Here is a 23,335-nt window from a genome sequence, read left to right as displayed (position 1 = left end):
CGTCGCTTCGGATCAGCCGAAGATCGCGGGGAAATCGGGCCGCTGGCTCTTGCGCATCTTCTCGAAGAAATGGGTGCGGAAATAGGACGCCGCGTCGATATCGCCCGCATCGAACCTGTTCAGGACGTCCTGCAGAACCGCGATGAATTTCTGCCGGTAGACCTCGGCCTGATCGATATGCATCTGACGGATGACCTGCGGGTCAGGCGGGTTGTCGACGAAATGCCGGACGCCCTCGGCAACGGCGTCGGGATGGTCATCGACGATCAGGGAATTGATGTCATTGTACCAGACGTGGCGCCCGCCGACGGAACGCGTCGAGACGACTGGCACACCACAGAGGAGATACTCGCTGGACGCGTAGCAGGCGCCCTCTTTGGCCGACAGGATCAGCCCTGCGCAGCTGCGGTTGATCACTTCGGCGACCTTGTCGCGCGTCAGCGGCGCCTCGTTCAGGTAGGCGTGCGGGGGCGCCTCGTTCTTGGCCTTTGACCAATCATCATGACCGGCCACCAGCGCAAGGTTTGCGACCTTAGCCGCCAGTTCGTGACGCTTGAACGGGGCGAGGCGTCCGACATAGACCGCGTCATAGCGCTTGGTCTCGGGAAGGATCTTCATGACCCCGTTTTCTTCAAGCCAGGCATTTTGATTGATGACGTCGCAGGCGAAACCGTGCTGGGTGAACAACTCGACTTCCTGCTCCTCATTGCACAGGATGTAGAAGTTCCCGATGTCGAGGCCGAGCGCATCGATCATCTCGCGCCCCTTTCGGACGAGATAGGCATCTGCCGCCCAGCCGGGTTGGACAAGGAAGAAATCGGTCTTTCGGATGCCCTGATGCCACTTCGCCATCCAGTCCCAGTTATGGGTCAGGTTCTCGAGAAGAAAAATCCGGCAGCGCGGGTCATCGAGATAGAGCCTGAACGGGAATGCCGGGTTCGGCCAGACATAGCCGGGCGAGAATGTCTGTATGGCGTGGCTGCGATCCGTCATGTTGAATTTCCGGCTGTCTGCTTCTGTTGGGACTGGCTAACGCATTCGCCGTGCCGGGTCCATTCTTCGGATAGGTCGCATTCCATCAGCCCATGCCCTTGGGAGGAATCGCTGCGGTCAGTCCGCCCGATCCTCGCTGCGCCACCGCGCGGCCGTCACCATGGGCTCGAGGCTCAGGCGGCCGACGATCTGTTCCAGAACAGTGGGTTTCACGCCCTCGGCATGAACCTCCGAGGCGATCTCGACCCGGTCGCTGTCCTCGATATTGGTGCTTTCCAGCGACGACAGGTGCAGCCCGGCGCCTGCAAAACCCTGCAGCATCAGCGCGCGGACATGGGCCTCGGCCGAGGCGCGGCACACGATCTCGACCACGAAGTGATGCGACAATTCGGTGGTGCGGATCGGCTGGCGGTCCAGCAGCCGCGACAGGGGGCGCAGCGCCAGATTGACGAAGATCACCATGCCGGTGACCGCCGCCGCCAGCAGATGCTGGCCCGCCCCGGCCAGCAGCCCGATCGCCGCCGCGCACCAAAGGGTGGCGGCGGTGTTCAGGCCGCGGACGTTGAAGCCCTCGCGGAAGATGATGCCAGCGCCCAGAAATCCGATGCCGGACACGACCTGCGCTGCGACGCGGGTCGGGCTGACCTCTCCGGGAAAGCTGGCGGCAAAGACGGTGAAACTGGCCGCGCCAAGCGCGACCAGCGTGTTCGTGCGCAGGCCGGCAAGGCGCTGGCGCCATTGCCGCTCGAATCCGATGGCGGCGCCAAGCGCCAGTGCCGTGGCAAGGTTCAGGATCGCGATCTCGGCTGCGATGGGCATGGCGCCTCCTTTCCGTCCGCATAGGGCAGGGATGTGACGGCCCGGTGACGGGCCGTCCGCCTGCGTCGGGTCAGGTCAGCAGGTGGCCGAGGAAGGCATAGGCGAGGCCGAAATAGATGAACACGCCCAGCAGATCCATGATCGAGGTGATCATGGGCGAGGACAGCGTCGCCGGGTCGGTCCCCATCCGGCGCGCGACAAAGGGCAGAAGCGCCCCGATCATCGCCCCCAGCACCGTGCAGGCCAGCATCGACAGCCCCACCACCATCAGCACGTCGCCCCCCACCCCCTTGGAGAACCACGCCAGCACCGCCTCGAGCAGCGCGATGAAGATGCCGAGGGACAGCGCCACGGGCAATTCGCGACGCAGGACAAACGCGATGTCCTTCCAGCGCGGACGCACCTGGCCAAGCGCCATGCCGCGGATCACCAGCGTGGCGGATTGGCTGCCGGTATTGCCGCCCATATCCACGATGGGCGCGATGAAGGCCGCCAGGATGATGACCTCGGACAATAGCTCCTCCTGCGCGGCCACGAAGGTCGAGGCGACGACCCCGAACACGACCAGCAGCGCCAGCCAGAAGCCGCGCACCCGCAGCATCTGCCCGAAGCCCGATTCCCTCAGGTCCAGGTCGGGCCCCCCGATGGGCGCCGCCGCGCCGAACTGGGTCAGGCGGCGGCCCCGTTCCTCGCGCGCCACGTCGAAGGCGTCGTCGACGGTGACGATCCCGACCAGCCGGTTGCCTGCCGTGACGACGGGCAGGGCCAGCACGTCATATGTGGCGATCTTCTCGGCGACGATCTCCTTGCGTTCCTCGACACTGGCGCGGGCCGGATCGGCCTGCATCAGATCCGCGATCAGCGCTGATTCCTCGGCGAGGATCAGGTCGCGCAGGGTGACGACGCCCAGCAGGCGCCGCTCGTCATCGACGACATAGGCGGTGTAGATCGTCTCGGCATCAGGCGCCTCGGCGCGCAGATGGGCGATCGCCTCGCGAACCGTCTCGCCCGGGGCAAGCGTGGCGTAATCCGAGGTCATCAGCGCCCCCGCCGTGCCTTCGGGATAGGCGGCGAGGCGGCGGATATCCTCGCGCTCGGCTTGGGCGAGGCCCGGCATCAGCGCATCGCGCGCCGCAGGATCAAGGCGCTTCCACAGGTCGGCGCGCTCGTCATGGCTCATGGCGGCGACGACCTGCGCCAGATCGGGGCGCGGCATCGTCCGGGCCAGCGCGATCTGGAAGGGCGCGTCGAAATAGCCGAAGACGATGCCCTGCCGGTCGGCGGGCAGCAGCCGCAGCAGCCGCGCGGCCTCGGCGGGGGACATGTCGCCGATCTCGTTGGCGATGTCGGCGGGGTGCATGGGCCGCAGGGCGGCACGCAGCGAGCCCTGGTCATCGGCGGCCAGCCAGCTCCGCAGAGCTTGGTTCGTGATCGTCATGGCGATCTCCTCTCGTCCCGGTCCCGTCATGGGGACGCGGGGGTTCTGTCACCTGGAATGGCGGCCCCGCGCGGGGCCGAGCGGTCGGGCGCGATCAGGCCGCGCGTCGCAGCGCCCGATGCTGCCGGATGGCCTGCGCGATGCGGACCTCCAGCGGGTCAGGCGGCGCCGGGCGCGACCATGCGGCCGCCAGCCTTCGGGTGACGGGATGAGGATGCCAGTTCAGCAGGACGCCGCGCGCCCGCGGCGAGAGGATGCGAAGAAGGGTCATGTTTGCCTCCATCGGCCCACAGGGCTGGACGGAGGCGGGGCGCGTCAGGAACGCGTCAGCACGCCAACCGGCAGACCCCGAGGGCAGCGGGTTGTGATCTGGCCCGGCCGGTCTGCAAGGGCAGAGGCCGGACCGCTACTAGAGCAATGGTCCATCGGACTCTCTGTGGTTGACGAAGCGCAGCACGAGGGCTGCGATCTGGCAGTTAGGGACGATCCGGCGCAAGGTCAACCGCAAATGCCGCCCCTGCGGGGACATGGCGGCACGCCGGTCGCGGCCCGGGCGGCTACCTGTCTCTCGTGTTGATCGGATAGGCCGTCGTATGCCGGAGCCGTTCCATGGCGAATTGCGAGGTGACGTTCTTGATGGGAACGGCATCGGTCAGGGCGCGGTAAAAGGCGTCGTAGTCCGCCATGTCGGCCACGGCGACGCGCAGCAGGTAATCGACGTCGCCGGCCATCCGCCAGGCCTCCATGACCTGCGGCAGGCGGTCCAGCGCCCGTGCAAAGGCCTCGCGCCATTCGGCGGTGTGGTCGGGGGCCTCGATGCCCACGAAGACAGTCAGGGCAAGGCCAAGCATCGCCGGATCGGCCAGCGCCACGCGCTTCCGGATCACGCCCGAGGCTTCCAGCTTCTGGATGCGCTTCCAGCAAGGCGTCTGCGACAGGCCCACCTTGTCGGCGATCTGGGCAATCGGCGTGGTGGCGTCGTCCATCAGGGCGGCGACGATCTTGCGGTCGATCAGGTCCAGCGTCGGATAGGTCATGGCGATTCCTTTCCCGCACAGGATGACAGGAAGAGACTTAAAGTCTAGCGGCTTTATCGTGTTAATAATCCCGCATTTGCGGGTCGTCTTTTCTTTTCGGTTCCTGCGCACTGCGTTATACCCGCAGGACGATAGCGCAGGGGGCCCGGTCATGATCACGCAGAAGATGAAATACGCGCTGAAATCGCTGCTGGTCCTGGGCGACGAGGCGCGTCGCGAGAAGCCCGAGGCACTGACCATCGAAGAGATCGCCCGCCGCTCGGGAACACCCAAGCGGTTTCTGGAACAGATCCTGCTCGAGATCCGCAATGCCGGGATCGTGGCCTCGATCCGGGGCCGGGCAGGGGGCTACACGCTGATCAAGCGGCCCGAAGAGGTCTCGATCTCGGAATTGCTGCGGCTGATCGACGGGCCGATCGCGCCGCTGCCCTGTCTGTCGCGACGCGCCTATCAGCGCTGCGAGGATTGCACCGACGAGGCCAGCTGCCGGCTGCGGCGGGTCTTTTCCGAAGTGTTCTGGTCCTACCTGATCCTGATCGAATCGCTGAGCCTCGCCGACATGCTGGGCTCGGACGAGGTGGCGGGCAGCCTGCTTCAGGACAGCGGCAGCCTCTGAGCCTGCATCCCTGACGGGCGGATCCGGCGCCTCGGCCTGTCCACCCGCATTGCACCGGCTTGCCTTGCCCGGCGGGGCGGCGGGCTGTCGTAGAATAATCATCTACAATGACGACCAAAATAGGCGTGTTTCTTCCGTTGCCAAAGACGACTTTCTCTGTCGTTATTACGGGTATGGAAAACGCCGCATCCGGCCCGAGACGAAAGGAAGACCCGATGACCTCGACCCGACTTCCTGCACAGGCCCGCGCCACGCTCTGCGCGATCACGCTGATCGACCGGCGCACCGGGCGCCCGCACCGGGTGAACGGCGCCGCGCTGGTGGCGCTGAGCCGCGATCCCGACACCGCCGCGGCCGAGCTTCTGGCCGGACGCGATCCCCGCGTCTGGACGGCCCGCATCCAGCCCGTCCCGACCTCGACCCGGCCGTGAACCCCAACCCCAACCCGAACCCGATAGGATCACATGATGCAGATCGTCACCATCTCGACCGGCACCCGCTCTTCGGCTCAGGGTCCGCGCGTCGCCACAGCCCCTGACGGGCGCGTCACAATCTCGACCGGTCGCGGCACGCTGACGGGCTGGCCCGTCGGCCGGCTGACCCCCACCGGCATCTGAACCGGCATCTGACCGGCCTGCGGGCGGCAGCCCCGGCCTTTCCCCCTTCTTTCCAGAGGTAGCACATGGTTCTGCGTCCCTTGCTTCGCACCGCCGCCCTTGCCCTGATCCTGGCCGCCCCTGCGGCCCAGGCCCAGAGCCTGCTGAATGTCAGCTACGACCCCACGCGCGAGCTTTACCGCGAGTTCAACGAGGCCTTCTCAGCCTGGTGGACCGCGCAGGGCAATCCGGCCCCCGTGATCGAGACCAGCCATGGCGGCTCGGGCGCGCAGGCGCGGGCGGTGATCGACGGGCTGAACGCGCAGGTCGTGACGCTGGCTCTGGCGGGCGATATCGACCGGATTGCGCAGGATACCGGCAAGCTGCCCGAGGATTGGCAGTCGCGGCTGCCGCACAATTCCAGCCCCTATACATCGACCATCGTCTTCCTGGTGCGCGACGGCAATCCCAAGGGCATCCAGGATTGGGGCGATCTGACGGGCGAGGGGGTCGAGGTGATCACGCCCAACCCCAAGACCTCGGGCGGGGCGCGCTGGAACTATCTGGCCGCCTGGGCCTGGGCCGAGAAGAACGGCCGCGACCCGAAGGAGTTCGTCGGCCAGCTCTTCGCCAATGTGCCGGTGCTGGACACCGGCGCGCGCGGCTCGACCACGACCTTTGCCCAACGCGGCATCGGCGACGTGCTGCTGGCCTGGGAGAACGAGGCCTATCTGGCTCTGGAAGAGCTGGGCGAGGACAGCTTCGACATCGTCGTCCCCAGCCTGTCGATCCTGGCCGAGCCTCCGGTCGCCTTGGTCGACGGCAATCTGGCCAATGACGCGCAGCGCGCCCTGGCCGAGGCCTATCTCGATTACCTCTACACGCCCGAGGGGCAGGCGCTGGCCTTCAAGCATTTCTACCGGGCCTGGGATGCCAGCGCGGCCGATCCCGAGGACGTCGCCCGCTTCCCCGAACTGGAGCTGGTCTCGATCGACGATCTGGGCGGCTGGGCCAAGCTGCAGCCCGAGCATTTCGGCGATGGCGGGATCTTCGACCAGATCTACACGGTCCGGTGAGGGTGTGATGGCCACCCGCGCCCCCCTCATCCAGCGCACGGCGATCCCCGGTCTCGGCCTTTCGGCCGGGATCACGCTGTTCATGCTGTCGCTGGTCGTCATCCTGCCCCTCGGGGCGCTGCTGGCCAAGGGCGCGAGCTTCGGCGCCGCCAATGTCTGGGAGGTCGTGAACCGCCCTCGTGTCTGGGCGGCGCTGTGGCTCTCGTTCCGGCTGTCCTTTCTGGCGGCCGCCTTCAACCTGGTCTTCGGGGTGATCCTGGCTTGGGTGCTGGTGCGCTACCGCTTTCCGGGCAAGCGCATCATCGATGCGGCCGTCGATCTGCCCTTTGCGCTGCCCACGGCGGTGGCGGGGATCGCGCTGACCGCGCTCTACGCCCCGAACGGTGTCCTCGGCAGCCTGACGAACCAGATCGGCTGGCAGATCGCCTATACGCAATGGGGGATCTGGATGGCGCTGGTCTTCGTGGGCCTGCCCTTCGTGACCCGCACCGTCCAGCCCGTGATCGAGGAGATCGAGGCCGAGATCGAGGAAGCCTCGGCCACGCTCGGCGCCTCGCGGCTGCACACGATGCGCCATGTCATCCTGCCGATGCTGATGCCTGCGGCCCTGACGGGCTTTGCCCTGGCGCTGGCCCGCGCGGTGGGCGAATACGGATCGGTCATCTTCATCGCCGGCAACATTCCGCTGCGGACCGAGATCGCGCCCCTGCTGATCGTGATCCAGCTCGAGGAATACAATTACGACGCCGCCGCCGCGATCGGCATCGCCATGCTGGTCATCAGCTTCGCCATGCTGCTGGCGATCAACCTCATCCAGATCTGGTCTCGCCGGAGGATCGGTCATGTCTGACGCCGCCCTGAACCTGCATCGCAGCGCAGGCCGTCCCGCGCGCCCCTTCCGCCGCCCCACCGAAGAGGCCGCCCCGGCCCGCATCGTGCTGATCGCGGTGGCGGTGGGGGGACTGATGCTGCTGGTCGGCGCGCCGCTGGTCATCGTCTTCGTCGAGGCGCTGGCGCGCGGCTGGGCCGCCGCCGTCGCCAGCCTGCAAAGCCGCGACGCGATGGCCGCGATCCGCCTGACGCTGCTGATCACCGCCATCGCCGTGCCGATGAACGCGGTCTTCGGCATCGCCGCGGCCTGGTTCATCACCAAGTTCGACTTTCGCGGCAAGGCGTTCCTGATCACGCTGATCGACCTGCCCTTCAGCGTCAGCCCGGTCGTGGCGGGCCTGTGCATCGTGCTGCTCTTCGGGGCGAACTCGGCCATGGGCGCCTGGCTGGTGGCCAACGGCTTTCCCATCGTCTTCGCGGTGCCCGGCATCGTGCTGGCCACCGTCTTCGTGACCTTCCCCTTCGTCGCGCGCGAGCTGATCCCCGTGATGATCGAGCAGGGCCGCTCCGAAGAGGAGGCCGCGCTGACGCTCGGCGCCTCGGGCTGGCGGGTCTTTCTGACCGTGACGCTGCCCAACATCCGGTGGGCGCTGCTTTACGGCACGCTTCTGTGCACCGCCCGCGCGATGGGCGAGTTCGGGGCCGTCGCCGTCGTCTCGGGCAAGATCCGCGGCCAGACCGCCACGATGCCGATCACGATCGAGATGTTCTACAACGAATATCTCTCGGTCGCGGCCTTCTCGATGGCCGCGCTGCTGACGGGCTTTGCCCTCTTCACCCTGATGCTGAAAACCGTGCTGGAGCTGCGCCATGCAGACCAGCTTGCCGCAACCCGCCGCCATTGAGGGGCATGTCCATGCATATCCAGATCGACGAGATCGCCAAGGAATTCGGCGCCACCACCGCGCTGCACCCGGTCAGCCTTTCGATCCCCTCGGGCGCGCTGGTGGCGCTTCTGGGGCCGTCGGGTTCGGGCAAGACGACGCTCTTGCGCCTGCTGGGCGGGCTGGAATTCCCCAGCTCGGGGCGGGTGCTGTTCAACGGGCAGGACGCGACGGGCCTGACCGTCCAGGACCGCCGCGCGGGCTTCGTCTTCCAGTCCTACGCGCTCTTCCGGCACATGACGGTCTTCGAGAACATCGCCTATGGCCTGCGCGCCCGGCCGCGCGCGACCCGTCCGACCAAGGCCGAGATCGAGCGGCGCGTCCTGAAGCTCCTGGACCTGATCCAGCTGCCCCATATCGGTGCGCGCTATCCCAGCCAGCTCTCGGGCGGGCAGCGCCAGCGGGTGGCCCTGGCGCGCGCCCTGGCCATCGAGCCGCGCATGCTGCTTCTGGACGAGCCCTTCGGCGCGCTGGACGCCAAGGTCCGCAAGGAGCTGCGCCAGGGCCTGCGCGACATCCATGACGAGACGGGCCTGACCACCGTCTTCGTCACCCACGACCAGGACGAGGCGATGGAGCTGGCCGATCTGGTCGTCGTCATGTCCATGGGCCGCATCGAGCAGATCGGCAAACCCGCCGACATCCGCGCAAAACCCGCGACCGAATTCGTCAGAACCTTCATAACAGCCTGACAGACGGGCATTTTCCCGGCTGATAAATGTTTGCCGTCACTGGCCCGGCGTCTGGTGCGCCGGGACAGACGTTCTGAAGCGCGCCGCCACGGGAAATCGCCTTGCGGCCTGTGCAGGCTGGCTGAAAGTCCGTTCATCGACCGGCCAGGATGATCGCACGGCACCGTCACGCGAACCCGTTTGCGGCGCGCTGCGCGCCCCGTTCGGGTTCAAGGCTGACGCTGCGGCAATCTGGCATGTAAGACCACGCGCGCCCCGGTCGTCGGAATTGTCGACAAAGCGATTTGTCACGCCACGAAGGAGTCACAATGACCGGATTCATACCCGCACTGCCCCCGGCAAACGAGGCTGCCAGACTTGCCGCCGTGCGACGCAGCGGACTTATGGACAGCGAGAACATATCGCGGTTCGACATCTACACCCGTCTCTTCAGGGAGATCGCGCGGACGCCGATCGCCTATACGGGGCTGATCGACGAGGCGCGCCAATACTTCCTGTCCGAGAACTTCACCGGCTGCATGACGGGCCGGCGCGAAGTCGCGCGCGAGGACACGATCTGCCAGTATGCGCTGCGCGACACGCGGCCGATCATCATCGACGACCTGCGCGTCAATCCGATCTACCACCGGCACGCACTGGTGACCGGAGATCCGTGGTGGGTCTTCTGGGCGGGCTTCCCCCTCGTGACGCCGGACGGTCTGGTTCTGGGAACGCTCTGCGCGGTGGATTTCGAGCCGCGCAAGCTGGACGAGGCGCAGGTGGACCTGATGCGCGGCGTGGCCGAGGCGATGGCGATCTCGATCCGTCTGCAGACCGACCAGCAGGACGCGCTGGCCGACCGCACCAAGGCCGTGCTCGAAGATCTGAAGGCTTCGGGTGTGACAAGCGTCGATGCCGCGCGCGATTTCCTGGACCTCTGTCTGGAACATCCCGTCACCCGGCCCGATCCCCAGCTGATGGGCACGGGTCTGATCCAGACGGGACCCGAGGGCGTCAGCCTGTCCTCGAGCGGGCGCAGCCTCAAGACGGGCAGGGGTCTCGGACCCTCGTCCTTCCGTGTTCGCACCTCGCCGCTGCGCGACAAGGCGGTGCTGGACCAGATGTTCGAAATGCTGGAGGGATAATTGTTCACCAAGCTCTACACGCTGCGGTTTCCGTCGCTGACGGAAGCCAAGGTCGCCGTGTCCTTCCTGTCCGAGGAAATCGCCAGCGCCATTGCGGACCATGACATCGCCAGCGCGAACATCCTGCTGGAAAAGGAGGGCAGCATCACCGTGATGGTGCGCTTCGACACGATGGAGGAGATGAAGAACTTCACCCGCCGCAAGAGCGCGACGCTGGAAAGTCTCAAGAAGTCATTCCCGCTGCGGCTGACCGAGACGGCCTCGGTCGCGGTCTTCACCTTCGACCGTGAAGCTGCGACCACGATCTGACGACCTCTGCAACAGGGCCGGGCGGCTGCGCCCGGCCCGCCACGATGGCCTCCGGCATGCCGTCGCGACAGCGCCGCTCGGCCCGCAAGCACGGCCGCCCGGATGCGTCAGCCGTGCCTCGTGCGCCCGACCTGCGCGGCCATGATGCAGAGCAGTTCGAACATCATCGTCGCGCCCGCCAGCGCGGTCATCCCGCCGATATCGAAGGGCGGTGCGACCTCGACCACGTCCGCCCCCGCGATGGTGACGCCCTCGAGATGACGCAGCATCTGCTGCGCCTCGCGCGTGGACAGGCCGCCGATTTCGGGCGTGCCGGTGCCCGGCGCCATCGAGGGGTCGATCGCGTCTATGTCGAAGGTGACATAGCTCGGCTCGTCGCCGAGGATCGCGCAGGCCTCGGCCATGACATCGTCCGCGCCACGCCGCAGCACCTCTTCGATATAGATGATGCGGATGCCCTGGGCCTTGGCCCAGTCATGCTCGCCCGGATCGTAGACGGAACCGCGGATACCGATCTGGACCATGCGCCGGGGATCGAGGATGCCTTCCTCGATGGCGCGGCGGAACGGTGTGCCATGGGTATAGCGGTTGCCGCCGAAATAGCTGTCATTCGTGTCCGAATGCGCGTCGAACTGGATCATGCCGAGCGGCTTTCCCCGCCCGCGCGGCCCTTTCGCGACGGCGCGCAGGACCGGCAGCGTCGTCAGATGGTCGCCTCCGACGGATAGCGGCAGCGCCCCGGTGGCCACGATCCGCGCCATCCCGGCCTCAATCCGCGCCATCCCGTCCTGCAGGTCGATCGGGTTCACCGGCAGGTCGCCCAGATCGGCCACATTGGCGATCCGGTAGGGCGCCACCCCCGAGACGTGATGGGCCCCGCGCATGAGGCTGGACATGTTGCGCACCTCGCGCGGTCCGTGCCGCGCACCCGCGCGGTTGGTGGTGCCGCCATCCCAAGGGATGCCGACCAGCGCGATGTCGAGGCCGGTCGCATCCTCGACGGCGGGCAGGCGCATGAAGGTCGCGGGGCCGGCGAAGCGCGGCACCTCGGCGGCGTCGACGGGCTGGTGATGGGTCGGCATGGTGTTCCCTCAATGTCGGCTCTGGCCCGACTTCACCGCGACCCCGCGCCCGAGGCAAGCCCTGTCGTGGCGCGATGGCAGGTCCGCGCGAATTCTTGACAAATTTGATAGGTTGTCCGATTTCTGGGGCGTCTTCCGGAGGATCGCATCATGTCACGCAATTTCGCATGCCGCCTGTCGGGCGAGGTGGCATCGCCCTCTGGCGCGGCAGCGGCCGCTTTGCGCGCGCGGGCCGCGCAGTGGGAGATGCCAATTCTCGAGACCGCCGACCGGTTGGTCTGGAGCCTGTGGGGCGGCGAGCTTCGCCTCATCCCGGAGCGCGACAGCCTGCGGATCGAGCTGCACGGCCCCGAACGGCGCCAGATCGGGCTGTTGCAGGACATGGTCAGCGAAGCTTTGGCCGAGGCCGGGCTGGGCGTCGCCTGGGATCATGTGGATGTCGGCGCCCTCGCCCCCGGCCTCGCGGTCATGCGCGTGGCTTCGGTCCGGCGTCTCAGCCCGGGTTTCCTGCGCATCCGGCTGAGCGGTCCCGAAGCCGGGCGCTTCGGTCAGGGGGGCCTGCATTTCCGCCTGTTGCTGCCGCCGCCGGGCCGGGTGCCGGTCTGGCCGCGCATCGGCCCCACGGGGCGGACGATCTGGCCCGAGGCCGCCGACGCCCTGCATCGCCCGGTCTACACCGTCGCCGCACAACAGGGCGACTGGCTCGATTTCGACATCTACCGCCATCCCGGCAGCCCGACCTGCGACTGGGCGATGTCGGGGATCGAGGGTAGCGACGTCGCCATCATGGGCCCCGGTGGCGGCTGGCTGCCCGAGGCCCCGCAGATCCTGCTGTTCGGAGACCAGACGGCGCTGCCCGCGATCCGGCGGATCATGCAGCTTCAGCCGCTCTGCGCGCCCGAAAGCCGTATTCTGGGGGCATGGCTTCGCGTCGATTCTGCCGATCTCGTTGGTCTGGCGTCGGACCCGCGCATCACGGCCGTGCCGGACCTTCTGGGCGCCCTGCGGGCCGCGCCTCTGCCCGAGGCCGCGCATGTCTGGTTCGCGGGTCACGCCGATGACGCGCGTCAGGCCCGCGATGAACTGACGGCGCGCGGGCTCGGCCGCAAATCCGTCACCGCTGCCGCCTATTGGAGCTGACCCCGATCCCACGCGCAGGCGGGGGTTCGGGGGCCCCGCAGCCTTCAGGCCCCCCTCGATGGGGGGCCTGAAGGCTTCCCTTCTCCGGCCCGTTGCGGCTCAGGCGGCCAGCCGGGCATAGGTGCCGCCGCGCGCCATCAATTCGGCATGCGTGCCGATCTCGACGATCCGGCCCTCGTCCATCACGACGATCCGGTCCGCATTGCGGATCGTGGCCAGCCGGTGCGCGATCACCAGAGTCGTGCGCCCGACCGACAGCGCGTCCAGCGCCGACTGGATCTCGCGCTCGGTCTGGCTGTCCAGCGCGCTGGTCGCCTCGTCCAGGATCAGGACGGGCGGGTTCTTCAGGAAGGCCCGGGCGATCGCCACCCGTTGCTTCTGTCCGCCCGACAGCATCACGCCGCGCTCGCCCACGATCGTGTCCAGCCACTCGGGCAGATCCTCGATCAGGCGGCCCAGCTGCGCCTTGCGCGCGGCTTCGAGGATCTCTGCATCGCTGGCGCCCAGACGGCCATAGGCGATGTTCTCGCGCAGGCTGCCTCCGAACAGGAACACGTCCTGGCTGACGAGCCCGATCTGTCGGCGGAGGCCGTGCAGGCGCATCTGCCGCAGGGCCAGCCCGTCGATGGTGATCCGGCCCTTGGTCGGCTCGTAGAAGCGGGGCAGTAGCGCCAGAAGCGTGGTCTTGCCCGCCCCCGAGGGCCCGACGAAGGCGACTGTCTCGCCCGCGCTGACCGAAAGGTCGATCTCCGACAGGATCGGACGGTCGGGTTGATAGGCGAAGCCCACGCGTTCGAACCGGATCTCGCCGCGAAGCTCGGGCGCCTCGACGGCGTCCGGGGCATCCGCGATCTCGGGATCGGTGGCCAGCAGTTCGCGGTAGCGGCGGAACCCGGCAATGCCGCGCGGATAGGTCTCGATCACGGCGGCGATCTTTTCCAGCGGCCGGTAGAAGACGCCCACCAGCAGCAGGAAGCCGACAAAGCCCCCCGTGGTCAGGTCGCCGCTGAGCACATAGCCCGCGCCCAGAACCATGACCACGACCTGAACCAGCCGCAGGCCCATATATTGCAGCGCCGTCGAGGCCGCCATGACGCGGTAGGCATCCAGCTTGGCCTGCCGGTAACGGGCATTGTCGGCGGCAAAGAGGTGGCTTTCATGAGCCTCGTTGCCGAAGGCCTGCACGACGCGGACCCCGCCGAGCGCCTCTTCCAGGCGCACGTTGAAGTCGCCCACCCGCGAATAGATCGCCCGCCAGGTGGCGGTCATGCGGCCGCCATAGACGATGACCAGGGCCAGCATGGCCGGCACGATCAAGGCCACGATCAGCGCCAGTTGCGGATGGATCCAGAACATCAGCAGGAAGGCGCCGACAAAGGTCATCAGCGCGATGAAGGCATCCTCGGGGCCGTGATGGGCGACCTCGCCGATCTCTTCCAGATCGCGGGTGACGCGGGCGACCAGCTTGCCGGTGCGGGCGCGGTCATACCAGCGCCAGGACAGCCGCGTCAGGTGGTCGAAGGCCCGCGCGCGCATCGCCGTCTCGATATTGATGCCCAGCTTGTGGCCCCAGTAGATCACCACCGACAGCAGCCCCGTATTGACGGCATAAAGCGCGAGCAATCCCCCCGCCGCAGCCAGCGTCAACGACCAGTCGCCCTGCGGCAGCAGATGGTCGATGAAGGCCGTGACCGCCAGCGGAAAGGCCAGTTCCAGCAGACCCGACAGGACGGCGCAGCCGAAATCCAGCCAGAAGAGGCCCATATGAGGGCGGTAATAGGAAAAGAAGTCTTTCAGCATCGGGCCTCTCAGGCAGGCATGGCGACCGGGGTGCCGTCCGGGCCCGTCAGGACCTGCATCGGCAGGCCATAGACGGATTGCAGCGCCGCCGGGTCCATCAGGGTCGCTGGCGGTCCTTCCAGAACGACGCGGCCCTCCTTCAGCGCCACGATATGGTCACAGAAGCGCGCGGCCATGTTGACATCGTGCAGCACCACGACCGCGCTGCGGCCCTGCCTGTGGCACATCCGGCGCACCAGCGCCAGCACCTCGACCTGGTGGGCGATGTCCAGCGCGCTGATCGGCTCGTCCAGAAGCAGCGTCGCGGCCTGCTGCGCGACCAGCATGGACAGCCAGGCGCGCTGTCGCTCGCCGCCCGACAGCGTGTCGACCAGCCGGTCCGCCAGCGGCTCCAGCCCGCATTCGGCCAGCGCGGCGGCAATGGTGGTCCGGTCCGAGGCGCGCAGGCGGCCAAGGGCGCCATGCCACGGATACCGGCCCAGGGCTGCCAGTTCGCGCACGGTCATCCCCTCGGCTGGCGGCGTCGCCTGCGGCAGGACGGCCAGCCGCCGGGCCAGCGCGCGGGCGTGCCATTCCTCGAGCGCGCGACGCTCGAAGGTAATGCGCCCGCCATAGGGGATCTGGCGCGCCAGCGCCTTGAGCAACGTGGACTTGCCCGAGCCGTTATGCCCGATCAGCGCCGTCACGCGCCCCTGCGGCAGGTCAAGGTCAAGATTGTGCAGAAGCCTGCGGCCGGGCACGTCCACGGTCAGGCGGCGGGTGGAGAACAGGGTCATGCGCGCCTCAGCATCAGCCAGATCAGCCACGGCGCGCCGATCAGCGACGCAAAGAGGCCAAGCGGCAGTTCATAGGGAAAGCCCGCCATCCGCGCGCCGAAATCGGCGGCCAGCATCAGGCAGGCACCGATCAGGGCGGCGCCGGTCAGGTGGTCATCGGGCCGCATCAGCCCCGCGCGCCGCGCCAGATGCGGCGCCATCAAGCCGACGAAAGATAGCGGGCCGACCAGCATGGTGGCGGCACCCGTGGCCAGCCCTGCCAGCCCGATCACGGACAGACGCGCGCGGTTCGCAGGCATGCCCAGCCCCAAGGCGACGCCTCCGCCCAATGGCAGGATCGCCAGCCAGCGCGTCATCGCCTGCCCGGCCAGCCAGACGCCCGCTGCGACTGCGGCCAGGGCCAGCGCCGGCGCCATGCCCAGATGCGCGGACGAGCCCGACAGCCAGGCCAGCACGCGAAATGCGCGCATGTCACCCACCGCCATCATGGCCGTCAGCACCGCCGAGGCCAGCGCCGAGACCGCGATCCCGGCCAGCAGCACACGCTCGGGCGGCAGGTCGCGCCTGGTCGCGAAGGCCAGCAGCAGCGCCAGCGCCAAGGCCGCGCCCGCCATCGCCGCCCCGGTCTGGATCAGCAATCCCGGCGCGGTCAGCGTGAAGACCGAGACGGCAAAGCCAAGTGCCGCGCCGCCCGATACGCCCAGGATCTCGGGCGATGCCAGCGGGTTGGCGGTCAGCCGTTGCAGCATCGCTCCGGCCATGGCAAGGGCCGCGCCCGCCGCCGCCGCCGCGATCAGGCGCGGCAGGCGCAGGGGCAGGAACTGGCCCGCCTGTGCCGGGTCGAGGATCACCCAGGCGCCCGGAACCCGGCCGATCCAGACCATCCCCGCCCCGCCCAGAACCAGCAACAAGGCCAGACCCGCCAGCATGCGGCGCGGGTGTCGCGCACGGCGCGTGGCGGCGGCGGGGGTTTCCAGCCCCGGCGGGGTGGCGCCGCGCAGGCGCGGCAGCAGCCACAGCAGCAGCGGCCCCCCGATCAGCCCGGTCAGGGCCCCGGTCGGGAACATCTCGCCCGCCAGCCGCGCGCCGTGAAGGACCAGCGCATCGGCCAGCGACAGGATCACCGCCCCGGCCAGAGGCGACAGCGCCAGCAGCCGCGCCGCATCGACCGCGCCCAAGGCACGGACCACAGCCGGCGCGGCCAGCCCGACGAAGGCAATGAGCCCCAGTTCGGCCGAGACCGCCGCCGTCAGAAGAACCGACAGCGCAATCGCCGCCAGCCTGATCCAGCCCACATTGAGGCCAAGCCCGCGCGCGACTTCGCCGCCCAAGGACAGAACCACCAGCGGACGCAGCAGAAACGCGGCCAGAACGGCCGAAGGCACGAGGACCATCGTCAGGGCTTCGGCGCCGGACCAGTCCTGCTGCACCAGAGAGCCGCCGTTCCAGACCACCAGCGACAGCAGGTATTCTCCCTGCGCCAGAACCAGGGCTGCCGTCACCGCGCTGGCGGTCAGCGCGACCAGCATACCGGCGATCACCATCGTGACAGGGTGGAACGCGCGCAGGACGCCGATGGCCGTGACCAGCGTCGCCGCCGCCGCCGCGCCCGAGGCCGCCACGGGCCAGCGTCCGGTCTCGATCATGGCGGGGGCCAGAAGCGTCGCCAGGACCAGCGCAAGCTGCGCCCCGGCGGTGATGCCGAGCGTCGTCGGATCGGCCACGGGATTGCGCAGGACGATCTGCAGCAGCGCGCCGGCCAGACCCAATATCGCCCCCGCCAGAAGGCCCACGGCAAGGCGCGGCAGCAGGCCATGGGCAAGCATGATCTGTTCGATGCTCATCGCCTCGACCCGCCAGGGCCAGGCGGGCCAGTCCGCGGTCAGCAGGACCGGCAGCCACAGCGCCAGCAGGACCGCGCCGGCACCCAGGGGGACCGAGCGGCTCATGCCATCGCCTCGGCAAGGGCTTCCGCGAATTGCACCGCCGAGGGCAGCCCGCCGAAGGCGTTGACCCGCGGCAGGCGATGGATGCGGCCCGCCGCGATCTGTGGCAGCGCCGTCCACAGACGGCTTTCCGACAGCGCCCGCGCAGCCTGAGGCGGCATCGGACCGGTCAGGACCAGACTGGCCTCGGGGAAATCGGCAAGGCGCTCAAGCGGGACGGGGGCCAGAAAGCTGTAGGCCGTGTCGCCCGCCCAAGCATTGACCAGCCCCAGCCGATCCAGCGTCGATCCGAACAGGCTGTCGGCGCCGAAGGCGCGGAAATGGCGCTGATCGCCGATATCGACCAGAGCCATCGGGCGTCCCGCATGAGCCGCCAGACGCGTCGCCGCCGCATCCAGCCGCGACTCGGCCCGCGCGCGGGCCCGGCCTGCGGCGGCGGGATCCTCCAGCCGCAGGGCAAGGACGTCCAGAGCCTCGATCAGGCGGGGCAGGGGCGGAACGCCCGGCTGGAACAGCGACAGCGACAGGACCGGCGCGATGCGCGCAAGCTGGGGCTCGAATGCGGTGTAATAGGACGAGGACAGGATCAGATCGGGCCGCGAGAGATGCAGCACCTCTAGATTGGGCGCACCCCGCAGGCCCAGATCCACCGTGGCGGGCGGCAGGACAGTGCCGCTGACGCGGCGGAACTGGATCAGCTCGGCCGCAGCGACGGGCGCATGGCCAAGCGCCATGGCGGTTTCCAGCATCGCCCAGTCGATCGCCGCGATCCGGGGCGCGGCGGGGGCCGCGCTGGCGGGCCAAGGCAAAGCCGCCGCCAGCAGGGCGCCGGCGGCGGTCAGGATCATTCGGCGGTCGGGGCCTTGCGCATGGCCCCCCTCATCTACCATTTCCATGTCACCTGCGCATCCAAAGTCCGGCCATCGGCATAGGTGCAGCCGAAGGCGCCGCAATTGGCCAACCACGCCTTGTCACCCAGATTGCGGATGTTGACCGAGCCGGTCAACGCGCCACTCGTATAGGTTGCGCCAAGATCGGCTAGTGTCGCTCCCTCCAAAGGCAGGGTGTTTTCGGCATCGCCGAAGCGATTACCCACATGGCGCAGGCCACCACCCAGACGCCAGCCGTTGCCGAGATCGCGGTCCAGCCACAGCCCCGCGACATGACGCGGCGCGTTGGGAAGGGCCAGGCCCGCCGTGGCGCCGCCCTTCTGCTCGGTCTCGTTCCAGGCATAGCTGGCGCGCAGGGCCCAGCCCTCGGCCAGTTCCGCCGTCGCCTCTAGTTCGAGGCCGCGCGACGCGACCTCGCCGAACTGGCGCTGGCCGGTCATGCCGCCCTCGGTCACGGTGCGGCTGACATTCGTCTGGCGCAGGTCGTAAAGCGCGGCCGAGACCAGCCCGGTCCAGGCGGAAGGGTTGTATTTCACGCCCAATTCGACCTGCCGCCCCTCGGTCGGGCGCAGCGCGTTGCCATCGATATCGGCGCCGATCTCGGGATCGAACGAGGTCGAATAGCTCAGATAGGGCATCGCCCCATTAGCGAAGACATAGCCCAGACCGACGCGCCCGGTCGTCGCGTTGTCGCGCTGGTCGATGCGCGCATCGGTGCCGAAATTGTCGACGCTGCGCCCGGTCTGCTCGGCCCAATCATGGCGCAGCGCCAGATTGCCGCGCCACGCGCCGGCCTCGATCTCGTCCTGCACATAGATCCCGGCTTGGCGCAGCGTCACGTCGCGGTCCCGGATAAACCAGTAGGACGGGTCGATGGCGACGCCATAGACCGGATTGCGCCAATCCAGCGACGGCGCCGAGCCAAAGCGGGTATCGGCGCTGGCCTCGTAGCGGCGCAGGTCCAGACCGGCCAGGATGCGGTGCGTGACGGCGCCGGTGACAATCTCGCCGGTCAGGCGCGTATCGAGGCTGATGCTGTCGCTGGATTCGTCCTGGGCGATGATGCCGCGCGTGATCTGGTCCCCGGTCAGGCCGGTGACGTAGAGCCCGGTATAATCCCAGTCCAGTCGTTCGACCCGGAAGCCCTGCGACAGTGTCCAGCCATTGTCCATCAGGTGGCTGATCTCGGCGCCCGCATCGATCAGGTTGCGGTCGCTGCCCTCGAACGATGGCTCGCCCGCATGCAGCTTACGCAGCGATGCCGAATTGCCGATCTGCGTCAGGGCATAAGGCACTTGCGCCGGCGTGACCGGTGCGTCCTGAATGGTCGAGGCCATGAGGTCGATCACCGTCCCGTCCTGCGGCGTCAGGCGCACCGCGCCCGCCAGATAACCGCGCCGGTTGGTCAGTTCCTCGATCTGCTGGCTGGTATCGCTGCCAAGCCCGGTCAGGCGCCAGGACAGCGTCTCGGACGGGCTGCGGTTCAGGTCCATGAAGGCGCGGAGGCTGCCATTGCTGTCAAAGCCGAACCCGGCCTCGGAAAAATCGCCCGAACGGGCCCGTTTCTGAACCTGGTTGATGATGCCGCCCGGCGATCCCGCCCCATAGAGCGACGAGGACGGCCCTCGCAGCACCTCGACCTGTTGCAAGCCGTAGGTCTCGTAGGTCGGGGCGCCGAGATCGCGCAGCTGGCGCAGGCCGTTGACATATTGCGCCCGGCTGCCGTCGAAGCCCCGGATGACGGGGCTGTCAAAGCGCGGATCGGTGCCGAAGGGCTGGGCAACCACGCCCGCCGTGTAGGACAGGACCTGCCCCAGATTGCGCGCGCCCTGATCCTCGATCTGCTGCCGCGTGACGACCGAGACCGATTGCTGCGTCTCGGAGAGGCGGGTCGAGGACTTGCCGATCTGGGCGCCGGGCGAGACATAGCCCGACACGTCGTCGAGCGTCAGCGTGATGCCGCCCAGCACATAGACGGGTTCGTCCTGGGACAGGGCGGGATGGGTCAGGGCCGCAAGGGCGGCGGCGGCAAGAAGGGCTTTGCGCAAGAGGGTCATGGCTTCGCTGCTTGAGAGGGACGGCGCGTGATCGACTATTTCACTAAGGTTTGTCAATCATAACCTGAGTTAAAAATTCAGGATTGGGTGCCGATCCCGACACGCTGCCAGAAAGTGCTGGACCGGCCTGCATTTCATCTGCTTTCCTGCCGCGTAATCGGTAGGAAAGGCTTGCCATGAACCACACTGAGGCATTCGCCGCGGACGCGCGGACCGAGCCCGTGATCCGCCCTCTCGAAGCGCGGGACGAGGCGCATTGGCGCAGGCTCTGGACCGGCTATCTGGATTACTACCAGACCACCGTTCCCGACGAGGTCTATGCCACCACGTTCGCCCGATTGCTGTCCGGCGCCGAGAACGAATTCCGCGGTCTTGTCGCCGAGCGGGATGGCGTGCCGGTCGGGCTGACGCATTACCTCTTTCACCGGCATTGCTGGAAGATCGAGAATGTCTGCTATCTGCAGGATCTCTATACCGATCCTGTCGTGCGCGGTCAGGGTGTCGCCCGCGCCCTGATCGAGGCCGTCTATTGCGCCGCCGATGCCGAAGGCTGCCCGTCGGTCTGGTGGCTGACGCAGGAATTCAACTATCGGGGCCGGATGCTCTACGATCAGGTGGCCACGAAAACCCCCTTCATCCGCTACAACCGGCTGGGCTGACGGGTTCCAGACAGGTCTGCTATAGTCGCCGGCGCTTAGCGCTTCGCCCTGGCGGTCGATCCGCGCTGCACCAGCGTGATGGGCAGGACGGTGGGCCGGGGGGCGGGCGCCTCGTCCGTTGTGCGGCCGCTCAGCCCGTCCAGCAACCGTTGCGCCGCGATGCGCCCCAGACCGCGCCGGTCCTGACGGATCGTGGTCAGGGGCGGGCTGGAATAGGCCGCCAGCGCGATATCGTCAAAGCCGATCACCGAGACGTCGCCCGGCACGCTGATCCCCATCCGGCCAAGCCCGGACATGCAGCCGATGGCCAACTGGTCCGACAGGCACAGGATCGCGGTCGGCGGCTTGGGTCCCTGCATCAGTCGCGCTGCGGCGGCGAAACCGTCCGCGATCTCGAAACTGTGCCCGTCGATGCGGCTTTCGGGCAGATCGATGCCCGCCTGCGCCAGCGCCTCGCGCGCGCCGGCCAGCCGTTCGCGGGTCAGCACATTGCCCGGCGGACCGGCCAGCAGCGCAAAGTCGCGGTGGCCATGCTCCAGCAGATGCGCGACCGCAAGCTGCATCCCCGCGCGATTGTCGCTGCGGACGCTTGGAAAATCGCGGCCGATCGGCCATTCGCAGGCAAAGACGACCCGGTGGCGCATTGCCGGGGTGGACAGATCGGCCAGCGAATCGGCCGGAAGCGCCCCGTCGAGGCAGATCAGCCCGTCGGCGCGCGCGGCCTGAAGATGGCTGACCGCAGATTGCCTGCGCGCCTGCTGCGTCAGGGTATCGGCGACCAGCAGATCGACGCCGGCCGGGGCCAGACTGTCCTGGATGCCGGCGATGATTTCGGAAAAGAACGGGTTTCCAAGATTGGGCACCAGCGCCAGGACCGTGTCGGTGCGCTGGACGCGCAGCGAACGCGCCTGCGAATTCGCCCTGTAATCATGCGCCTGCACAACGGCCATGACCTGCGCGCGCGTCGCGTCGGACACGCGGTCGGGATTGGACAGCGCGCGGCTGACCGTCGCGGTCGAGACACCGGCAAGGCGGGCGATGTCCTTAATTCCCATGGCCTTCATTACAGCCGGTCCTTTCTGCACACCTGCCCGGGTAAACGATTACATTTACCGTTGACGGATTGCAATCGGCGTGAGATGACTCATGGCAATCGTTTACATCGGCCGGAGGAGCCCCCGGTGAAGGCGATTGCCGCTGTCCGCGAACCGACGGGCAGCCGTTTCAGGGAGGAATGACAATGAGCAAGATCCTGATGCGCCGCCTGCGGGCGGGCGCTGCGCTGACGCTGCTGCCTGCCGCTTCGCTGGCCGCCGATCTGGAGGTCACGCATTGGTGGACCTCGGGCGGCGAGGCCGCTGCGGTGCAGGAACTGGCACGCATCTTCGAGGAACAGACCGACCACACCTGGGTTGACGGCGCGATCGCTGGCTCGGGTTCGACGGCGCGGCCGATCATGGTCTCGCGTATCATCGGCGGCGATCCGATGGGCGCCACGCAGTTCAACCACGGCCGTCAGGCGCAGGAACTGGTCGAGGCGGGGCTGATGCAGGACCTGACCGAGGTGGCCGAGGCGAATGGCTGGGCCGATTTCATCAACCCGTCCTCGCTGCTGGAAGCCTGCACGCTGGACGGCCGCATCTATTGCGCGCCGATCAACATCCACTCGCCGCAATGGATGTGGACTTCGCATGCCGCCTTCGAGGCCGCGGGCGTCGAGCCCGCCACCAACTGGGAAGAACTGAAGGCTGCCGCCCCCGCGCTGCGCGAGGCGGGCATTTTGCCCTTGGCGCAGGGGATGCAGGGCTGGCAGACCTCGCTTCTGCTGAACGCGATGATCTCGGGGATCGGCGGGGCGGATTTCTATCTGGCGGCCTATGAGGCGCGCGACGAAGAGACGCTGACCAGCGACACGATGCGGCAGATCTGGGAAGAACTGGCCATCGCACGCGAATTGTCGCAGGGCGGCAATCTCAGCGACTGGAACATGGCCACCAACCGCCTGATCGAGGGCACCGCCGCCGCGCAGGTCATGGGTGACTGGGCGCAGGGCGAATTCGCCGTGGCCGGTCAATCCGCGGGCACCGATTACGGCTGCAATATCGGCCTTGGCGGCGAGCCCTACATCGCCACCGGCGGCGACGCGATCTACTTCCCCGTCAACAACAACGACGCCGTGACCGAGGCGCAGATGGCGCTGGCCCAGGTCATCGTCAGCCCCGAGGCGCAGGTCGCCTTCAACGCGGCCAAGGGTTCGCTGCCCATCCGGGGCGACATCGACCTGGCCGAGGTCAACGAATGCACGCAGCAGGGGCTCGAAACCCTTGCCGCCGGCAACACGATCCCCTCGGTCGACATGCTGCTGTCCTCGGATACGCGCGGCCAGATCGAGGACCTGACGGCCGAGTTCTTCGGCTCGAGCCTCAGCGCGGAAGACGCGCATAACCGCTACGTCCAGATCGTGATGTCCGAGATGTAAGCCCGCCGCCCGGCCCCGCGTCAGGGGCCGG

General features: G+C 67.9%; 24 protein-coding genes. 12 read left to right on the top strand and 12 right to left on the bottom strand.

The features are described 5' to 3' along the window. Window positions 1–12 precede the first annotated feature (12 nt). The 5 genes from QAR72_RS02645 to QAR72_RS02625 form a co-directional block, all read right to left on the bottom strand. Window positions 13–993 carry a glycosyltransferase gene (locus tag QAR72_RS02645; RefSeq protein WP_304615811.1) on the bottom strand — a complete coding sequence of 327 codons (981 nt, stop codon included), beginning with the start codon at window positions 991–993 and terminating at the stop codon, window positions 13–15. A gap of 117 nt (window positions 994–1,110) precedes the next feature. Continuing rightward, entirely contained in the window at window positions 1,111–1,812 is a 702-nt protein-coding gene (locus QAR72_RS02640; RefSeq protein ID WP_304615810.1) for an MgtC/SapB family protein, read from the bottom strand. 70 nt (window positions 1,813–1,882) lie between these two features. After that, on the bottom strand, window positions 1,883–3,250 hold the full coding sequence (mgtE, locus tag QAR72_RS02635) for a magnesium transporter (protein ID WP_304615809.1): 1,368 nt from the start codon (window positions 3,248–3,250) through the stop codon (window positions 1,883–1,885). A gap of 94 nt (window positions 3,251–3,344) precedes the next feature. Next, a complete protein-coding gene (locus QAR72_RS02630) occupies window positions 3,345–3,521 on the bottom strand; it encodes a hypothetical protein (protein ID WP_304615808.1) in 177 nt (58 codons plus the stop codon). A gap of 286 nt (window positions 3,522–3,807) precedes the next feature. Next, window positions 3,808–4,287, bottom strand: a complete 480-nt coding sequence (locus tag QAR72_RS02625) for an Lrp/AsnC family transcriptional regulator (protein WP_304615807.1) — start codon at window positions 4,285–4,287, stop codon at window positions 3,808–3,810. A 151-nt stretch (window positions 4,288–4,438) separates the two neighbouring features. On the opposite strand from QAR72_RS02625, the gene QAR72_RS02620 reads away from it, so the two are divergent. The 9 genes from QAR72_RS02620 (at window position 4,439) to QAR72_RS02580 (ending at window position 10,475) form a co-directional block, all read left to right on the top strand. Continuing rightward, the gene (locus QAR72_RS02620) at window positions 4,439–4,903 is read left to right on the top strand and encodes an RrF2 family transcriptional regulator (RefSeq protein WP_304615806.1); all 465 of its coding nucleotides are present in this window, start codon (window positions 4,439–4,441) and stop codon (window positions 4,901–4,903) included. A 215-nt stretch (window positions 4,904–5,118) separates the two neighbouring features. Further along, window positions 5,119–5,334, top strand: a complete 216-nt coding sequence (locus QAR72_RS02615; protein WP_304615805.1) for a hypothetical protein — start codon at window positions 5,119–5,121, stop codon at window positions 5,332–5,334. Between the two features lie 33 nt (window positions 5,335–5,367). Next, window positions 5,368–5,520, top strand: coding sequence for a hypothetical protein (locus tag QAR72_RS02610; protein ID WP_304615804.1), 153 nt, complete (start codon window positions 5,368–5,370; stop codon window positions 5,518–5,520). Window positions 5,521–5,585: 65 nt separating this feature from the next. Continuing rightward, window positions 5,586–6,575 (top strand): sulfate ABC transporter substrate-binding protein, encoded by a 990-nt coding sequence (locus QAR72_RS02605; RefSeq protein ID WP_304615803.1) that lies wholly within the window; start codon window positions 5,586–5,588, stop codon window positions 6,573–6,575. 7 nt (window positions 6,576–6,582) lie between these two features. Continuing rightward, window positions 6,583–7,425 carry a sulfate ABC transporter permease subunit CysT gene (gene cysT, locus QAR72_RS02600; protein WP_304615802.1) on the top strand — a complete coding sequence of 281 codons (843 nt, stop codon included), beginning with the start codon at window positions 6,583–6,585 and terminating at the stop codon, window positions 7,423–7,425. Beyond that, window positions 7,418–8,311 (top strand): sulfate ABC transporter permease subunit CysW, encoded by an 894-nt coding sequence (cysW, locus tag QAR72_RS02595; protein WP_304615801.1) that lies wholly within the window; start codon window positions 7,418–7,420, stop codon window positions 8,309–8,311. Before cysT ends, cysW begins: the two co-directional genes overlap by 8 nt. Before the next feature lie 11 nt (window positions 8,312–8,322). After that, entirely contained in the window at window positions 8,323–9,042 is a 720-nt protein-coding gene (locus QAR72_RS02590; RefSeq protein WP_304615820.1) for a sulfate/molybdate ABC transporter ATP-binding protein, read from the top strand. 308 nt (window positions 9,043–9,350) lie between these two features. Then, entirely contained in the window at window positions 9,351–10,166 is an 816-nt protein-coding gene (locus QAR72_RS02585) for a GAF domain-containing protein (protein ID WP_304615800.1), read from the top strand. Further along, the gene (locus QAR72_RS02580) at window positions 10,167–10,475 is read left to right on the top strand and encodes a hypothetical protein (protein WP_304615799.1); all 309 of its coding nucleotides are present in this window, start codon (window positions 10,167–10,169) and stop codon (window positions 10,473–10,475) included. It begins immediately after the preceding gene. Window positions 10,476–10,582: 107 nt separating this feature from the next. Here the strand turns inward: QAR72_RS02580 and speB are convergent, their stop codons facing one another. Beyond that, the gene (gene speB / locus QAR72_RS02575) at window positions 10,583–11,557 is read right to left on the bottom strand and encodes an agmatinase (protein WP_304615798.1); all 975 of its coding nucleotides are present in this window, start codon (window positions 11,555–11,557) and stop codon (window positions 10,583–10,585) included. Between the two features lie 150 nt (window positions 11,558–11,707). On the opposite strand from speB, the gene QAR72_RS02570 reads away from it, so the two are divergent. Continuing rightward, the gene (locus tag QAR72_RS02570; protein WP_304615797.1) at window positions 11,708–12,697 is read left to right on the top strand and encodes a siderophore-interacting protein; all 990 of its coding nucleotides are present in this window, start codon (window positions 11,708–11,710) and stop codon (window positions 12,695–12,697) included. A gap of 99 nt (window positions 12,698–12,796) precedes the next feature. Here QAR72_RS02570 and QAR72_RS02565 read toward each other — a convergent pair whose 3' ends face one another. Genes QAR72_RS02565 through QAR72_RS02545 form a run of 5 tightly spaced genes read right to left on the bottom strand, consistent with a single transcriptional unit; the run spans window position 12,797 to window position 20,166 of the window. Then, window positions 12,797–14,497: an ABC transporter ATP-binding protein gene (locus tag QAR72_RS02565; protein ID WP_304615796.1), complete on the bottom strand. Its 1,701-nt coding sequence runs from the start codon at window positions 14,495–14,497 to the stop codon at window positions 12,797–12,799. A gap of 8 nt (window positions 14,498–14,505) precedes the next feature. Then, complete coding sequence (locus QAR72_RS02560; RefSeq protein ID WP_304615795.1) at window positions 14,506–15,273, bottom strand: ABC transporter ATP-binding protein; 768 nt, start codon at window positions 15,271–15,273, stop codon at window positions 14,506–14,508. Next, complete coding sequence (gene fhuB, locus QAR72_RS02555; protein WP_304615794.1) at window positions 15,270–17,222, bottom strand: Fe(3+)-hydroxamate ABC transporter permease FhuB; 1,953 nt, start codon at window positions 17,220–17,222, stop codon at window positions 15,270–15,272. Before fhuB ends, QAR72_RS02560 begins: the two co-directional genes overlap by 4 nt. Beyond that, complete coding sequence (locus tag QAR72_RS02550; protein WP_331497639.1) at window positions 17,219–18,067, bottom strand: ABC transporter substrate-binding protein; 849 nt, start codon at window positions 18,065–18,067, stop codon at window positions 17,219–17,221. The genes fhuB and QAR72_RS02550 overlap by 4 nt, the downstream gene beginning before the upstream one ends. Before the next feature lie 35 nt (window positions 18,068–18,102). Next, complete coding sequence (locus tag QAR72_RS02545; RefSeq protein WP_304615793.1) at window positions 18,103–20,166, bottom strand: TonB-dependent receptor; 2,064 nt, start codon at window positions 20,164–20,166, stop codon at window positions 18,103–18,105. 176 nt (window positions 20,167–20,342) lie between these two features. Between QAR72_RS02545 and QAR72_RS02540 the strand changes: the two genes are divergently transcribed. Beyond that, complete coding sequence (locus tag QAR72_RS02540) at window positions 20,343–20,825, top strand: GNAT family N-acetyltransferase (protein WP_304615792.1); 483 nt, start codon at window positions 20,343–20,345, stop codon at window positions 20,823–20,825. A gap of 35 nt (window positions 20,826–20,860) precedes the next feature. Here QAR72_RS02540 and QAR72_RS02535 read toward each other — a convergent pair whose 3' ends face one another. Continuing rightward, on the bottom strand, window positions 20,861–21,889 hold the full coding sequence (locus QAR72_RS02535) for a LacI family DNA-binding transcriptional regulator (RefSeq protein ID WP_304615791.1): 1,029 nt from the start codon (window positions 21,887–21,889) through the stop codon (window positions 20,861–20,863). A 176-nt stretch (window positions 21,890–22,065) separates the two neighbouring features. On the opposite strand from QAR72_RS02535, the gene QAR72_RS02530 reads away from it, so the two are divergent. Then, window positions 22,066–23,304: an ABC transporter substrate-binding protein gene (locus QAR72_RS02530; protein WP_304615790.1), complete on the top strand. Its 1,239-nt coding sequence runs from the start codon at window positions 22,066–22,068 to the stop codon at window positions 23,302–23,304. Window positions 23,305–23,335: the final 31 nt, after the last annotated feature.

This window comes from Paracoccus sp. (in: a-proteobacteria) (genome assembly GCF_030604785.1).
Taxonomy (GTDB): Bacteria; Pseudomonadota; Alphaproteobacteria; order Rhodobacterales; family Rhodobacteraceae; genus Paracoccus.
The sequence above is the reverse complement of the archived record's forward strand: the minus strand, read 5'-3'. Positions and strand labels throughout refer to the sequence as shown.